Below are 14,529 nucleotides of genomic sequence, written 5' to 3' on the forward strand. Positions count from 1 at the left end.
TCTGACGGAAAAACAGAAAAGGATTTGAAGATGCAAACAGAAATAAATAAAGAAATCGACGCAGACAGCGGCCTGACGATTGCCGGTAAAACTTACCGTTCACGCTTGTTGGTTGGCAGCGGAAAATATAAAGATCTGAAGCAAACACGTCTGGCAACCGAAGCTGCGGGAGCGGAAATTATTACGGTCGCAATTCGTCGCGTGAACATCGGTCAGGACCCGAATGCGCCTAGCTTGCTGGATGCGGTGCCGCCATCCAAATACACAATCTTGCCGAATTCAGCCGGATGCTATAACGCAGCAGATGCGGTCTACACCTTGCAGCTCGGGCGCGAATTACTGGGCGGCCATAAGCTGTGCAAACTCGAAGTGTTGGGCGATGAAAAGACCTTGTTCCCGAATATGCCGGAAACCCTGAAAGCCGCGAAAACACTGGTGCAGGATGGCTTTGATGTGATGGTGTATTGCAGCGACGATCCGATACAGGCGCGTATGCTGGAAGACATAGGCTGCGTGGCGGTGATGCCGCTGGCGTCACTCATTGGTTCTGGTATGGGCATACTGAATCCGTGGAATCTGTCGCTGATTATCGAACAGGCCAAAGTGCCGGTGCTGGTGGATGCGGGCGTTGGCACCGCATCGGATGCAGCGATTGCGATGGAGCTGGGTTGCGATGGCGTGTTGATGAATACCGCGATTGCCGGTGCTAAAGACCCAGTCCGCATGGCGCGGGCAATGGGGCTGGCAGTCGAGGCGGGGCGCGAAGCGTTTCTGGCAGGACGCATGCCGCGTAAATTTTCCGCGTCGCCATCCTCACCGATGGCAGGGCGCATCGTCTGATGGCAGCGACGATCCCGCAGCGCCCATGTGTGCTGGTGTTTGCCGGACACGATCCCAGCGGTGGCGCGGGCATACAGGCGGATATCGAAGCGATCGCCGCGCAGGGCGCGCATGCCTTGCCGGTCATCACTGCGCTGACGGTACAGGACAATGACCATGTCTATGCGCTGGAGGCCGTGCCGCATACGCTGATACTTCAGCAAGCACAGTGCTTACTAGACAAAATACCGGTGGCTGCGATTAAAGTCGGTATCGCTGGCAATGCAGAAAATGCGTGTGCCATCGCGGCGCTGATACAGCAGTTGCGGATAAAAAATCCGCGTCTGCCGGTGGTGGTCGATACCGTGCTGGGCAGCGGTCACGGTGATCGTTTATCGGCGGATGATGCGGTCGCTGCGATACAGCCTTTGCTGAAAGTCGCGACGTTGCTGACGCCGAATCTGCCTGAATTGCAAAGACTGGTGCCGCACGCTGCCGAACCTTCGTCACAGGTAAAAATGCTGATGCAAATGACGGCAGCCGATGCCCTGCTGAAAGGCGGGCATGCAGCGGCGGCACTGGTGAGTAATTGCTGGTATTCACATGCCGGGGGTGAACAGCGCTGGCAATGGCCGCGCTTATCCGGTGAATTTCACGGCAGCGGTTGCACGCTGGCGTCTGCGATTGCCGCTCAGCTGGCGCTGGGGCATTCCATGCAACACGCTTTGCATCAGGCGCAACTCTACACACAACAAAGTCTGCAGCGTGCTTACGCAATCGCAGGCGGGCAATTTATTCCGCGCAGATAACTTCAAATGACAAAGACACATACATTACGTGGTTTATATATCGTGACCCCGGACTGGGACGATACCGCACGCTTACTCGCTGTTACGGAACAGGCCTTGCTGGGCGGCGCGGCGATTGTTCAGTATCGCCACAAAACGGCAGACATGGAATTGCGGCGGCAACAGGCCACGGCTTTGCTGGCATTGTGCCGTCGCTTTGGAAAACCTTTTATCGTCAACGACCATCTGGATTTGTGCATGGAAATTGATGCCGATGGTTTGCATGTCGGCGGCACCGATATCTCTGTGGCCGAGGCGCGGGCGCAGATCGGTGCCGATAAAATTCTTGGTGCCTCGTGTTATGGCGATATGCAGCTGGCGCGCAGCGCGGTTGCGAGTGGTGCCAGTTACATTGCGTTCGGTGGATTTTATCCGTCACGGATCAAAAAATATGCGGTCACCACACCCGCCGATATTGTGAGCGACGCGGGCAAAGAATTCGATCTGCCGCAGGTGGTGATTGGCGGCATGACGCTGCAAAACTGCCAGCCGCTGATTGCGAATGGCGCGGAAATGGTGGCAGCCATCAGCAGCGTGTATATGGCAGAAAATCCGCGTCAGGCCGCTGCCGGTTTTTGTGGCTTGTTTTGAGCACATTTTGGGTATAAATATACTCCCCGGGAGTATATTTTAAAGCCCTTTGTTTATAAGGAGATGAAGCAGGTTTTCTTATTTTTGAGGGGGAGTATGCAGAATTCCCGATATTGTTAAGGTATTTTCTGCAGATTTTTTGCTGTAGTGCGGGGCGCTGGTAACACGCAATCTTATGCGTTTTCCGGGCATGCTATTACACGCCGGTTTGCCGGATATTCTGCAGATCGGCACAGCAGCACAGGGTCTGTCCCGTATAATCGGGGTATGCAAAATTTACTTCACAATCTCAATCCAGAACAGCTAGCCGCTGTGACCTTGCCGGCGCAGTCGGCGCTGATTTTAGCGGGTGCCGGTTCCGGTAAAACCCGCGTGCTGACGACCCGCATTGCGTGGCTGATACAAACCGGCCAGGTTTCCCCGCAGGGCGTGCTGGCGGTGACATTTACCAACAAGGCCGCCAAGGAATTGCTGACGCGGCTGTCGGCGATGTTGCCGATCAATACCCGTGGCATGTGGATAGGTACTTTTCATGGCCTGTGCAATCGCCTGTTGCGCGCACATCATCGCGATGCCGGCTTGCCGCAGACGTTTCAGATTCTCGATTCCGGCGATCAGTTATCGTTCATCAAGCGCTTGTTGAAAGCGAATAATATCGACGACGAAAAATTCCCGCCTAAGACTCTGATGTATTTCATCAACAGCGCCAAAGATCAGGGTTTGCGCGCCGCGCAGGTCGATGCTTACGATGATTTCAATCGCAAACTGGTGGGGCTGTACGATCTGTATGACGCCCAGTGCCAGCGTGAAGGTGTAGTCGATTTTGCCGAGCTGTTATTACGCACGTATGAATTACTCAGTCGCAATCAGCCTTTGCGCGAACACTATCAGGCTCGCTTCAAACACATACTGGTCGATGAGTTTCAGGATACCAATGATCTGCAATACAAATGGCTGAAACTCATGGCCGGTGCTGGTAGCAGCCGTAGTGCTGCGGTGTTTGCGGTCGGCGATGACGACCAGAGTATTTACGCTTTCCGTGGTGCGAATGTTGGCAATATGTCGGCATTTGAACGCGAGTTTGAAGTGCAGAATCTGATCAAGCTGGAACAGAATTACCGCTCGCATGGCCATATTCTGGATAGCGCCAATATTCTGATTGCGAATAACAGCAAGCGTCTCGGCAAAAATCTGCGCACCGATGCCGGGCATGGCGAACCTGTACGCGTGATGGAAGCCAGCAGCGATATACAGGAGGCAAACTGGATCATAGAAGAAGCAAAAAATCTGATCCGCGAAGGTTTGCTGCGCAGTGAAATCGCGATTCTTTATCGCTCGAACGCCCAGTCGCGCGTGATAGAACATGCCTTGTTCAGCGCGAATATTCCGTATCGTGTGTATGGCGGCCAGCGCTTTTTTGAACGCGCCGAAATCAAACATGCGATTGCGTATCTGCAGTTGATGGATAACCTGCACAATGATTCCGCCTTTTTGCGGGTGGTGAATTTCCCTACCCGTGGCATCGGTGCACGTTCTCTGGAGCAGTTGCAGGATGCCGCTAAACAGCATGGCTGCTCGCTCTATGCGGCGGTGCCGTATGTCGGCGGTAAAGCGGGTTCATCGCTGGCAGCGTTCATTAAGCTGATCGAAGGTGCTCGCTTTGAAACCCAGTATCTGCCTTTGCCAGAGATGGTGCAGATCGTGATTGATCTCAGTACGCTGAAGACGCATTACCAGACAGAAAAAGAAGGCGCTGACCGCATAGAAAACTTGGATCAGCTGGTGAATGCGGCGAGTCTGTTTGTGTCGGAAGAAGGCTTTGGCAAAGATGCCCCGGCGCTGACCGGCCCGGCATCTGCCAATACCGTTTTGCTGGAGAGCGGCGATGGCAATGTCATCATCGATGCCGATGCGGCCTTACCTACGGTGATGTCGCCTTTGTCAGCTTTTCTGTCACATGCCTCGCTGGAAGCGGGTGACAACCAGGCGCAAGCCGGGCAGGATGCGATGCAACTGATGACGGTGCATTCCGCCAAAGGGCTGGAATTTGATGCGGTATTTATCACTGGTCTGGAAGAAGGCTTGTTCCCGCACGAGAACAGCGCGCAGGAAGAAAGCGGCGTCGAAGAAGAACGGCGTCTGATGTATGTGGCGATTACCCGTGCGCGGCAACGCTTGTATCTGAGTTTTTCGCAAACCCGCATGCTGCATGGGCAGACACGCTACAACATGCGCTCGCGCTTTCTGGAAGAGTTGCCGGAAGAATCCTTGAAATGGCTGTCGCCAAAAATTCAGCCGCAATGGTTTGGCAATAAAAAATCGGCATGGGATGATGCTCCTGCTGCAGGCGCGAATCGCATTGCACAGAATTTCAATCAGGTCGCGGATGCGAATGCATGGCGTATCGGGCAGGGCGTCGCGCATCCTAAGTTTGGTGAAGGGGTGATCGTAAATATCGAAGGCAGCGGCACGAATGCGCGTGCGCATATCAATTTCGGTAAGTTCGGTATGAAGCTGCTGGATCTGAGTATCGCTAAACTGGAAAAAATCTGATTTTGTGATCGAATAACCTCGCTGAATGGGTTTAACGGGTCAGCGCAGTTTATTCCGCAACGTGCTGGTGCCTGCGTTGATTGTGTGCGCGGCAGTGGTGTGTTGATCTGCCTAAATTAATGGAAAAGGACGCAGAATGACGACTGATATGTTGATTCAGTATGTGGCGGCGGCGATCTTCGGTATCGCTGTGCTGCATACTTTTTCTACCAAATTTTTTATTTCGCTGGCACACAAAAGTCGGCATCATGCCGGTCTCTGGCATTTGTTGGGAGAAGTCGAAGTCGTCTTCGGCTTCTGGGCTTTTGTGCTGGTCGCCGTGATGGCTTTATTAATGAATCAGAAAGACGCGATTCATTATCTTGAAGCGCAGAATTTTACTGAGCCTTTATTTGTATTTGTGATTCTGGTGGTGGCCGGTACCCGGCCAGTGTTGTGGGCAGTGCAGGCTTTTGTTTCTCGTATTGCGCGCGCGCTGCCGTTAAATACTCAGCTCGCTTCGTATTTTCTGTGTCTGTCTTTGGTGCCCTTGCTTGGTTCATTTATTACTGAACCGGCAGCGATGACACTGGCAGCGCTGATGTTACGCGACCGTTTTTATTCGCAAGCGATTTCCGAGCGGATGAAGTACATGACGTTGGGCGTTTTATTCGTCAACATTTCTATCGGTGGTGTACTCACTTCGTTTGCGGCACCGCCAGTGTTGATGGTTGCAGAGAAATGGGGGTGGAACAGTGCGTTCATGCTGCAGATGTTCGGCTGGAGGGCCGCTTGCGCCGTCGTATTAAATGCCTTATTGCTGAGCCTGTTCTTCCGTAAAGAACTGACGTCACTGAAAGCGCCGGAACCGACAACAGCGGATGCGCCTGTGCCTTTTTCTGTCGTGGCAATTCATTTTATTTTTCTCGCGGCCACGGTCTGGTTTGCACATTATCCGGTCGTATTTCTGGGACTGTTTTTATTTTTCCTCGGGTTCACCGAAGCGTACAAACAGTATCAGGACAGGCTGATGTTGAGAGAAGGCTTGCTGGTCGCATTTTTTCTGGCTGGCCTGGTGGTTCTTGGTGGTAAACAGGCGTGGTGGTTGCAACCGTTGCTGGCAGGCATGGATAACGCTGTCTTGTTTTTCGGCGCGGTCGCATTAACGGCGGTGACGGACAATGCCGCGCTGACTTATCTTGGGTCGCTGGTCGTTGGTTTGCCGGATGCGGCCAAATATGCGCTGGTATCTGGCGCTGTCACGGGTGGTGGTTTGACGGTGATTGCGAATGCGCCGAATCCTGCCGGATTTGCGATTTTAAAAGACTCGTTTAATGAGAAAGCGATCAGCCCGCTGGGTCTGATCGCCGCTGCAGCATTACCGACTGGTATCGCCGCTTTGTTTTTACATTTTGTGTAAGCCTCAGGCGCTGCTGGCTGACGAATAGCGGAAATTCCCTGCGGCAACAGCGACCGAGGCCACTTTCAAAAATGTGCTGTTGCGGTAGGGCGTTGGTATCTGCAGTCAGATATAGTAAGCCGTTGATGTCATCACTTTGGCCATCAGTTTCATCACCATTTTGATTGGCTGCGGCGTTTCACTTGCCCCTAAGGCTTGTGCCGCGGCACCATGTGCAACCTCGTCAACGCGCATCTGTTCGACAATCGCACGCGACCTGTTGTCATGTGCAGGCAGCGACTTCAGGTGCCCGGCCAGATGGGCTTCAACCTGCCGCTCGGTTTCAACGACAAATCCCAGGCTTGCTGCATCGCCACATTTTGCCGCGATGACGCCGCAAGTGTAGGCGCCTGCATACCAGAGCGGATTCATGAAACTGGTATGGGAGTTCAGTTCTTTCAGGCGGCTTGCCGTCCACGCCAGATGATCTTCTTCTTCGATGCAGGAATGTTGCAACTGGCGGGTCACTTCTGCTGTATGTGAAAACGCACTTTGAGCGTCATACAGCGCCTGCGCACAGATTTCCCCGACATGATTGACCCGCATCAGACCGGCGCTGTGTTTTTTTTCCTGCTCACTCAGCGCGTCTTCAGTAGTGACGGTCGCGGCGGGATAAGGGCGCGAGCTTTTCGCCTGAGCCGAAACGGTGCGCAGCGCGCGATCAAAGCTGAGGACGATACGATCTATATTTGGCAGAGACATGGTTTCGATGCGGTAAAAGTTAAGGCGCTATTGTAAAACAACAGACCCGGGGGCTGGCTTTAAGCTGGCGCAAGGCATGCGCAGATATACAGGTGCCTCACGGGTGCCTAAAAGTGACTACCGGTGTGCTGAATGCGACTGTTGTCGCCGCGCCACATTTAATTTGCTTAAACACGGTCGTTCGCAAATTCTCTTTGCCCAAATCCACGTAGTTTGGTTCAATCGTTCCTAGATTGTTTATCAATCAGTTTGGAAGAACTTGCAACACAATCAAAAAAAGCGGCCTAACTAAGAGCCGCAGACATCAAGTCAAATCACACTATAAAATCTGGAGACAATTTCAATGAAAAAATCACTCATCGCTTTTGCTGTACTGGGCGCGTTCGCATCTGCGGCGTCCGCACAATCTAATGTGACCGTCTACGGTATCGTCGATGCCGCTGTTATGTACACCAATAATCAAGCGGGCGGCACCAATAAAGCCGTTATGGAAGCTGGTCAGCTGTTGACATCTCGCTGGGGTATTAAAGGCAGCGAAGATCTGGGCGGCGGTCTGAAAGCTAACTTTAATCTGGAAGGCACCCTGGCGAATGATACAGGCGCAGCAGGTGCCGGTTTTGGTGGCAGCAACCTGACGCAAAATTTCAGCCAGGCCGGTAATAACACTTCCCTGTTTGACCGCCTTTCCTGGGTTGGTCTGTCTGGCGATTTCGGTGCTGTTACGATGGGTCGTAACAATATTCTGGGTGTGGATTCCGTTGGTCTGGCTGATCCTATGAGTCTGGCACATGCAGGTACAAATCCTAACGTAGCGTTGGTGGGCTTGAACTCTGGCGCATTCTTCGGCGGTTTCGGTACAAATCAGGGCGGTACAGCTCTGCGTCAAAATAATTCGGTTAAGTATGTTTCTCCTTTCATTTCTGGCTTCGCTGGCGCAGCGATGTACGGTTTCGGTGAAAAAGCAGGCGAAATTTCTTCCAGTTCTTATGCTGGTCTGGCAGGTATCTTCACCGATGGCACGAATGGCGCCGCATTGTCTTTCGCGAAATTGAAAGATCCTACAGGAAATGTTTCTCTGAGCGGTTGGGCTGGTGGCATTAAATACAAAGTTGTACCATCGACTATGTTGCGCTTTACCTATGGCCACAATACAATTGAAGGCAATCTGGGTGCTCCGGTTGCAGTGACATCGCCAAACAATAATCGCAAGATTACCGTTATTGGTCTGGGTGTTGACTATGCGGTTTCTGATCAGTTGACTCTGACTGGCGCTTACTACAATACAAAACGTTCGGGCGATTTTGATGGTAAGGCTGATCAGTACATCGGTCTGGCTAAGTATGCATTCAGCAAACGCACTACTGCTTACGCATCGCTGACATATGCTAAAGCGGGCTCTTCAGCCTTGAAAGATACAACATTGGCACTGGGTATCATCGGTACTGATGGTGTTCAAAATAAAGCGACTCGTGCAGCATTTGGTATCTTGCACGCATTCTGATATGTAGTTTCATCAGTTAGCGCAATTAAAAAGCCAGCGAATCGCTGGCTTTTTTTTCTTTAAACAACGAAATTTATTAATGATGTTGTGTTGATGTTCTTGTGCTTTTTAATGTTTTTTCGTCATTTTAATTTTAAAAAGCTCATATTCAGATACTCGAAATTTGTCTTTTCCAACTTTCTTATCCTCCAGAGCAATATCGATTATCCATTATAGTCTGTTGTGGAATTGAGACATCAATTTCGCTTATTTACCCTCGAACGTCGATTTAACTTGGCTGTTCTTCTTCAAATTTGGTCAAATACGACTGTTGATATTAGCAGTTCATATATTTTGACGTTTCATTTTTAGTATCACTTGCCAGCAAGTTGAAATGAATGATCGAAACTCAACGCAATTGTCTTAAACCCTTTGGAGAAATAAAAATGAAAAAATCACTTATCGCATTGTCAGTATTGGCAGCAGTTGCAGGTACGGCTCAGGCGCAGTCTTCTGTTACCGTTTACGGCGTACTGGATATGGCTCTTCAGAATGAAAATAACGGTGCCTTTTCTAAAGGTGGTAAAGGTGCAATTACGTCATTGGACAGTGGCGTGCAATCTGGCTCCCGTCTGGGTTTCAAAGGTAGTGAAGATCTGGGTAATGGCTTGAAAGCAAATTTCAAATTGGAAATGGGTATTCAGGCTGATACTGGTGCGTCTGCTCAAGGCGGACTGGCATTTGGTCGTGCAGCATGGGTGGGCTTGTCCGGTGATTTTGGCGCGATTCAACTGGGTCGTCAAAACAAACCAATGTTCGATGCTGTAGATTCTATCGATCCGTTCGGTACAGGCATTATCGGTGGTAGCGCAACAGACAGCACAAGTGCAACAGGCTTGGGTAATCTGTTTTTTGCAACAAATCCACGTTCCACCAACACAGCAAACTATACAACCAACAACCTGAGTGGTTTTACTGGTTCTCTGGCTTACACATTTGGCGAACAAGCTGGTGATAACAGCAAAAACCGTGGTATCGGTGCATCTGGGTCTTACGCAGCAGGACCGTTGCTCGCAACAGTGGCATACCACACAGAAGATGTATCTGCTGCTGCAAAGCCAACGAATGCTGTTAAGCATATTTTCGCTGGTGCAACTTATGACTTCACAGTTGTGAAAGCAGCGCTTGCTTATGGTAAAGTGAAATCAGATGACAACTCTGTTGCCTACAAACTTTGGAATCTTGGTGCGACTTTCCCGGTCAGCGCAGCAGGTACTATCATCGCTGGTGTAACACGCGTTTCTAGTGATGTAGTCAGTACTGATCGCAATAGCACACAACTGGCTTTAGGTTATACACACTCTCTGTCTAAACGTACTAATGTTTACACATCTTTTTCTCGGTTGTCTAATGATGCAAACGTAAATGCAGGTGGCTTAGCATCTGGGCTGGGACGTACAGAGCGTATGGTTAACGTTGGTATCCGTCACGCATTCTAATCTTCAGCAGGCGTGAGCTTGCTGTCTTAGAAAATAAAAAAGCACCTTTGGGTGCTTTTTTATTTTGTGTATGGAATTCGGGCAATCGACAATTTGTTTGACTCACTTTTGATGAACGAAAGAGGCCAATTATTTGCTTATCGTGATCATTGGGTGTCCTTGCGTCAGTATTTGAAGTGATTTTGTATTTACGCCGGAAGCAATCGATTTCTGGCTGTCACTCATTCTCTGGCGGTACAAGATTAAAATGTTCGTAAGCCAAAGTGGTGGCAATTCTCCCGCGAGGAGTACGTTGCAGGTAACCTTGTTGTATCAGATAGGGTTCCAGCACATCTTCAATGGTGTCACGTTCCTCACCGATTGCCGCCGCGACATTGTCCAGCCCGACGGGGCCGCCACCGAATTTAAACAGGATGGCTTCAAGTAGCTTTCTGTCCATCAGATCGAAGCCAACGGTATCCACATCCAGCATTTTCAGCGCGGCATCGGCAATATCTTTGGTGATCTCGCCATTGCCTTTCACCTCGGCATAGTCACGTACCCGCCGCAGCAGGCGATTGGCAATACGCGGTGTGCCACGCGCGCGATTAGCGATTTCTCGCGCGCCAGCTTCGTGTATCGGTGCATTCAGGAGGGAGGTCGAACGTGTGACGATACGCGTCAGTTGTTCCGGCGTATAAAATTCCAGACGGGCGACGATACCAAAGCGATCACGCAAAGGATTCGTCAGCATGCCCGCCCGCGTTGTTGCACCGACCAGCGTGAACGGTTGCAGATCCAGTTTAACCGAGCGTGCAGCGGGGCCTTCGCCTATCATGATGTCGATCTGATAGTCTTCCAGCGCAGGATATAAAATTTCTTCAACGACGGGAGACAAACGGTGAATTTCATCGATAAACAGCACATCGTTCGCTTCCAGATTCGTCAGTAGTGCGGCCAGATCGCCTGCACGCTCCAGAACCGGCCCCGAAGTCTGACGCAGGTTTACTCCCATTTCACGGGCAATAATGTGTGCCAGCGTGGTTTTACCTAAGCCCGGAGGCCCGAACAGCAGGGTGTGATCGAGTGCTTCTCCGCGCTGGCGTGCAGCGGTGATAAAAATTTCCAACTGGTCACGGATTTTTTCCTGCCCAACATATTCGTCGAGTTGCTTTGGCCGTAACGCCCGTTCAATCGCTTCTTCATTAACGGACACTGGTGTTGCCGCAATGATGCGCTGTTCGCTGAAATTGATCGAAAGATTATCTGTCTGTATGCTCATGATGTAATTTTTCAGCCTTTAGACAGTGATTTCAGGGCGAGCTTGATTCCTTCCGAGACGCCTGTGTCTTTTGGTACGGATTTCATCGCCAGCATCGCTTCTTTATCGGAATAACCCAGGGCTAACAAGGCATTCAGAATGTCGGCGCTATGATCACCTGCCGCGGCCGCCATACTGGACGTAAATAAATCGGCACCGAGTTTACCTTTGAGTTCCAGTAACAGGCGCTCGGCGGTTTTTTTGCCTATTCCCGGAATGCGGGTTAAGCGACCGACTTCCTGCATCGTAATCGCTTGCGACAGATCTGCCACGGACATTCCTGAGAGAATAGACAATGCCGTGCGTGCACCGACGCCACTGATTTTAACCAGTTGACGGAAGGTCGCGCGTTCTTCTGCTGTGCCAAAACCAAACAACACATGTGCATCTTCGCGTATGGCCAGATGCGTCAGCAAAACCACTTTTTCACCTAATGGCGGCAGGTTATAAAACGTGCTCATCGGCACATCGACTTCGTAGCCCACACCCTGACAATCAATCAGTAATTGCGGGGGATTTTTCTCTAGCAGAGTGCCTGCGATGCGACCTATCATGAGACTGCTTTCATACTGTATGAATAAGCAGTGATAGTAAACGATTCTCTCCGGCTTGACGAGAGTGTGTCAGCGAAATTCCACGACTTAGGACTGCTGTTGCTTTCCTGAGTGGCGATCAGAGATAAAAATATAAGCGGAGAGAAACGTCGCTGTATTTGCAAGGGTTTTCAGGCAAAAAGGTTTGCTGAGGCGCATCAATATTGAGGGAGACTAAGCTGAGAATGAGTGTCAGGCATAGAATCTGATCCGACAGAATGGGGACATTTACCCTATCAGTCTGCCGGCTTTCACACGCAAGCCTTTTTTGGCCAGTTCGGGCGCAATGGCACTCAAGGTTGCCAGGGCTTCACCACTATGGGCGTGGCAAATCGCTACGCCGAGTGCATCAGCGGCATCCGCACTTGGTGTGCCGGATAGCATTAACAGACGTTGCACCATATCCTGCACCTGCTCCTTGCTGGCACGCCCCTGGCCGACAACCCCTTGCTTGACCTGCAGCGCCGTGTATTCGGCGACCATCAGATTAGCGGCGACTAATGCACAAATCGCGGCGCCACGCGCCTGTCCCAGCAATAAGGTGGATTGAGGATTGACGTTGACGAAGACTTTCTCTATCGCCGCACAATCAGGCTGATAAGTGCGGACAATTTCAGAAACACCGGAAAGGATAGTTTTCAGCCGCTCAGGTAAAGAACCTTCGACCGTTTTGATGGTGCCAGATGCCACGTAAGTGAGCTTCTGTCCCTGCTTATGAATAACCCCGAATCCAGTTGTCCGCAATCCGGGGTCGATACCTAAAATCTTCATGTGTGCCTTGCCCCGCAAAAGAGCAAGGCGAATGATTAATGACGGAAATGACGTGTGCCAGTATAGACCATCACCACACCGCGTTCATCTGCGGCATCAATGACTTCCTGATCGCGCATAGAGCCACCCGGATGAATCACACAAGTCGCGCCTGCATCGACCACTACATCCAGACCGTCACGGAACGGGAAGAATGCATCTGACGCTACAGCAGAACCTATCAGCGACAGCCCGGCATTTTGTGCTTTGATCGAAGCGATACGCGCAGAATCAATACGGCTCATCTGACCGGCGCCGACACCCAGCGTCATACCGTTGCCACAGAATACGATCGCATTCGATTTAACGTATTTCGCGACACGCCATGCAAACATCATGTCGGCCATTTGTTGTGGTGTCGGTTGAAGTTTGGAGACGACGCGCAATTCTTCCTGCAAAACGTTTTTCGCGTCCGGTGCCTGTACCAGCAAGCCACCGCCGACGCGTTTGACGTCGTATTGATTGACTTCGTTGCCCAAGGCAATTTCCAACAAACGCACGTTTTGTTTCGCCGCAAAAATCGCTTTTGCTTCTGCTGTGAACGATGGTGCGATCAGCACTTCAACGAATTGTTTAGCGACGATTTCTGCTGCTTTGCCATCGAGTTCACGGTTGAATGCAATGATGCCGCCAAAGGCTGATGTGGGGTCGGTTTGCAATGCTTTGCTGTATGCGTCAAATGGTGTCGGGGCTACAGCTACGCCGCAAGGATTCGCATGCTTAACGATGACGCAAGCGGATTCTTTGAACGACTTAACGCATTCCCACGCTGCATCGGAGTCAGCGATATTGTTGTAAGACAGTTCTTTGCCTTGCAATTGTTTGTAGTTGGCGAGTGCACCATCCACTGTTTTCAAATCACGATAAAAAGCTGCCGACTGATGCGGGTTTTCGCCATAACGCATTTCCTGCACTTTGTCGAAATGCAGATTCAGTGTCTGCGGATAAGCGCTGCGTGTCGTGTGTGCTTTATCTTCACCGAGGCTGGTCAGATAGTTAGTGATTGCACCGTCATATTGTGCGGTATGCGCAAAGACTTTTTTTGCCAGCGTGAACTTGGTGTCATAGCTGACGACATTGTTATTCGCCTTCATTTCAGCGAGAACCACGGTGTAGTCGCTGGGGTCAACAATCACGGTCACGTCTTTGTGATTTTTTGCCGATGAGCGCAGCATCGTCGGTCCACCGATATCGATGTTCTCAATCGCATCTTCAAGTGAGCATTCTGCTTTGGCTACCGTTTGCTGGAAAGGGTAGAGATTCACAACGACCATATCTATCGTCGGAATGCCATGCTGTTCAAGCGCTGCAACATGCTCAGGAAAATCGCGGCGCGCCAGAATACCGCCGTGTACTTTCGGGTGCAGTGTTTTCACACGTCCGTCGAGCATTTCAGGAAAGCCCGTGTAGTCCGCTACTTCGGTTACAGCCAAACCATTATCGGCCAATAATTTAGCGGTGCCGCCGGTGGAGAGCAACTTGACACCGAGTGCAGACAATTCACGTGCAAATTCGAGCACACCGGTCTTGTCGGAGACGGAGATAAGAGCTTGTTTGATCATGATGAAGATAAGTGATTAAGGAAATCGGTGTCAGGCGCTGGCGGCAAATAATTACAGCAAACCGTGCTGCTGCAATTTCTTGCGCAAGGTATTGCGGTTAATGCCGAGCATGTCTGCTGCTTGTGACTGGTTGCTGGAGGCGCGTATCATCACCATTTCCAGCATAGGTTTTTCTACTGCTAATACAACCATGTCGTAAATATTGGAGGCGGGTTGTTCGCCGAGATCGCGGAAATATTTTTCCAGATTTTTATGGACGGCGTCCTGAATGCTATCTTTGCTCATGCTGTTTTTGTCACTGTTCGGTTATGCCGGTCGGCGCTTTCATTTCAAT

At 50.9% G+C, this 14,529-nt stretch carries 13 protein-coding genes; 7 read left to right on the plus strand and 6 right to left on the minus strand.

Annotation, left to right across the window (positions count from 1 at the left end; all coding sequences use genetic code 11):
- Positions 1 to 30 precede the first annotated feature (30 nt).
- The 5 genes from H8K38_RS00130 (at position 31) to H8K38_RS00150 (ending at position 6,210) form a co-directional block, all read left to right on the plus strand.
- Positions 31 to 840 carry a thiazole synthase gene (locus H8K38_RS00130; RefSeq protein ID WP_186882768.1) on the plus strand — a complete coding sequence of 270 codons (810 nt, stop codon included), beginning with the start codon at positions 31 to 33 and terminating at the stop codon, positions 838 to 840.
- Entirely contained in the window at positions 840 to 1,628 is a 789-nt protein-coding gene (locus H8K38_RS00135) for a hydroxymethylpyrimidine/phosphomethylpyrimidine kinase (protein WP_186882769.1), read from the plus strand. Before H8K38_RS00130 ends, H8K38_RS00135 begins: the two co-directional genes overlap by 1 nt.
- A gap of 6 nt (positions 1,629 to 1,634) precedes the next feature.
- A complete protein-coding gene (thiE, locus tag H8K38_RS00140) occupies positions 1,635 to 2,258 on the plus strand; it encodes a thiamine phosphate synthase (protein WP_186882770.1) in 624 nt (207 codons plus the stop codon).
- Between the two features lie 267 nt (positions 2,259 to 2,525).
- A complete protein-coding gene (locus tag H8K38_RS00145; RefSeq protein ID WP_186882771.1) occupies positions 2,526 to 4,811 on the plus strand; it encodes a UvrD-helicase domain-containing protein in 2,286 nt (761 codons plus the stop codon).
- A 136-nt stretch (positions 4,812 to 4,947) separates the two neighbouring features.
- Positions 4,948 to 6,210 (plus strand): putative Na+/H+ antiporter, encoded by a 1,263-nt coding sequence (locus H8K38_RS00150; protein WP_186882772.1) that lies wholly within the window; start codon positions 4,948 to 4,950, stop codon positions 6,208 to 6,210.
- Positions 6,211 to 6,315: 105 nt separating this feature from the next.
- Here the strand turns inward: H8K38_RS00150 and coq7 are convergent, their stop codons facing one another.
- Entirely contained in the window at positions 6,316 to 6,945 is a 630-nt protein-coding gene (gene coq7, locus H8K38_RS00155) for a 2-polyprenyl-3-methyl-6-methoxy-1,4-benzoquinone monooxygenase (RefSeq protein ID WP_186883310.1), read from the minus strand.
- Between the two features lie 349 nt (positions 6,946 to 7,294).
- On the opposite strand from coq7, the gene H8K38_RS00160 reads away from it, so the two are divergent.
- A complete protein-coding gene (locus tag H8K38_RS00160) occupies positions 7,295 to 8,452 on the plus strand; it encodes a porin (RefSeq protein WP_186882773.1) in 1,158 nt (385 codons plus the stop codon).
- 377 nt (positions 8,453 to 8,829) lie between these two features.
- A complete protein-coding gene (locus H8K38_RS00165; RefSeq protein WP_186882774.1) occupies positions 8,830 to 9,930 on the plus strand; it encodes a porin in 1,101 nt (366 codons plus the stop codon).
- 217 nt (positions 9,931 to 10,147) lie between these two features.
- On the opposite strand, the gene ruvB is transcribed toward H8K38_RS00165, so the two are convergent.
- The 5 genes from ruvB to H8K38_RS00190 all read right to left on the minus strand — a co-directional run bounded on the left by ruvB (position 10,148) and on the right by H8K38_RS00190 (position 14,480).
- A complete protein-coding gene (ruvB, locus tag H8K38_RS00170) occupies positions 10,148 to 11,191 on the minus strand; it encodes a Holliday junction branch migration DNA helicase RuvB (RefSeq protein ID WP_186882775.1) in 1,044 nt (347 codons plus the stop codon).
- Positions 11,192 to 11,202: 11 nt separating this feature from the next.
- A complete protein-coding gene (ruvA, locus tag H8K38_RS00175; RefSeq protein ID WP_186882776.1) occupies positions 11,203 to 11,784 on the minus strand; it encodes a Holliday junction branch migration protein RuvA in 582 nt (193 codons plus the stop codon).
- A 267-nt stretch (positions 11,785 to 12,051) separates the two neighbouring features.
- A complete protein-coding gene (ruvC, locus tag H8K38_RS00180; protein ID WP_186882777.1) occupies positions 12,052 to 12,594 on the minus strand; it encodes a crossover junction endodeoxyribonuclease RuvC in 543 nt (180 codons plus the stop codon).
- Positions 12,595 to 12,629: 35 nt separating this feature from the next.
- Complete coding sequence (gene purH, locus H8K38_RS00185) at positions 12,630 to 14,195, minus strand: bifunctional phosphoribosylaminoimidazolecarboxamide formyltransferase/IMP cyclohydrolase (RefSeq protein WP_186882778.1); 1,566 nt, start codon at positions 14,193 to 14,195, stop codon at positions 12,630 to 12,632.
- 51 nt (positions 14,196 to 14,246) lie between these two features.
- Complete coding sequence (locus tag H8K38_RS00190) at positions 14,247 to 14,480, minus strand: helix-turn-helix domain-containing protein (RefSeq protein ID WP_186882779.1); 234 nt, start codon at positions 14,478 to 14,480, stop codon at positions 14,247 to 14,249.
- Between the last annotated feature and the right edge of the window lie 49 nt (positions 14,481 to 14,529).

The sequence above is a fragment of the Undibacterium sp. FT79W genome, assembly GCF_014284215.1.
GTDB classification, from domain to species: Bacteria; Pseudomonadota; Gammaproteobacteria; order Burkholderiales; family Burkholderiaceae_D; genus Undibacterium; species Undibacterium aquatile.

Coding starts and splice junctions, on each gene's coding strand:
- H8K38_RS00130 (WP_186882768.1), top strand. CDS start 31: ATGCAAACAGAAATAAATAAAGAAATCGACGCAGACAGCGGCCTGACG.
- H8K38_RS00135 (WP_186882769.1), top strand. CDS start 840: ATGGCAGCGACGATCCCGCAGCGCCCATGTGTGCTGGTGTTTGCCGGA.
- thiE (WP_186882770.1), top strand. CDS start 1,635: ATGACAAAGACACATACATTACGTGGTTTATATATCGTGACCCCGGAC.
- H8K38_RS00145 (WP_186882771.1), top strand. CDS start 2,526: ATGCAAAATTTACTTCACAATCTCAATCCAGAACAGCTAGCCGCTGTG.
- H8K38_RS00150 (WP_186882772.1), top strand. CDS start 4,948: ATGACGACTGATATGTTGATTCAGTATGTGGCGGCGGCGATCTTCGGT.
- H8K38_RS00160 (WP_186882773.1), top strand. CDS start 7,295: ATGAAAAAATCACTCATCGCTTTTGCTGTACTGGGCGCGTTCGCATCT.
- H8K38_RS00165 (WP_186882774.1), top strand. CDS start 8,830: ATGATCGAAACTCAACGCAATTGTCTTAAACCCTTTGGAGAAATAAAA.
- ruvB (WP_186882775.1), bottom strand. CDS start 11,191: ATGAGCATACAGACAGATAATCTTTCGATCAATTTCAGCGAACAGCGC.
- ruvA (WP_186882776.1), bottom strand. CDS start 11,784: ATGATAGGTCGCATCGCAGGCACTCTGCTAGAGAAAAATCCCCCGCAA.
- ruvC (WP_186882777.1), bottom strand. CDS start 12,594: ATGAAGATTTTAGGTATCGACCCCGGATTGCGGACAACTGGATTCGGG.
- purH (WP_186882778.1), bottom strand. CDS start 14,195: ATGATCAAACAAGCTCTTATCTCCGTCTCCGACAAGACCGGTGTGCTC.
- H8K38_RS00190 (WP_186882779.1), bottom strand. CDS start 14,480: ATGAGCAAAGATAGCATTCAGGACGCCGTCCATAAAAATCTGGAAAAA.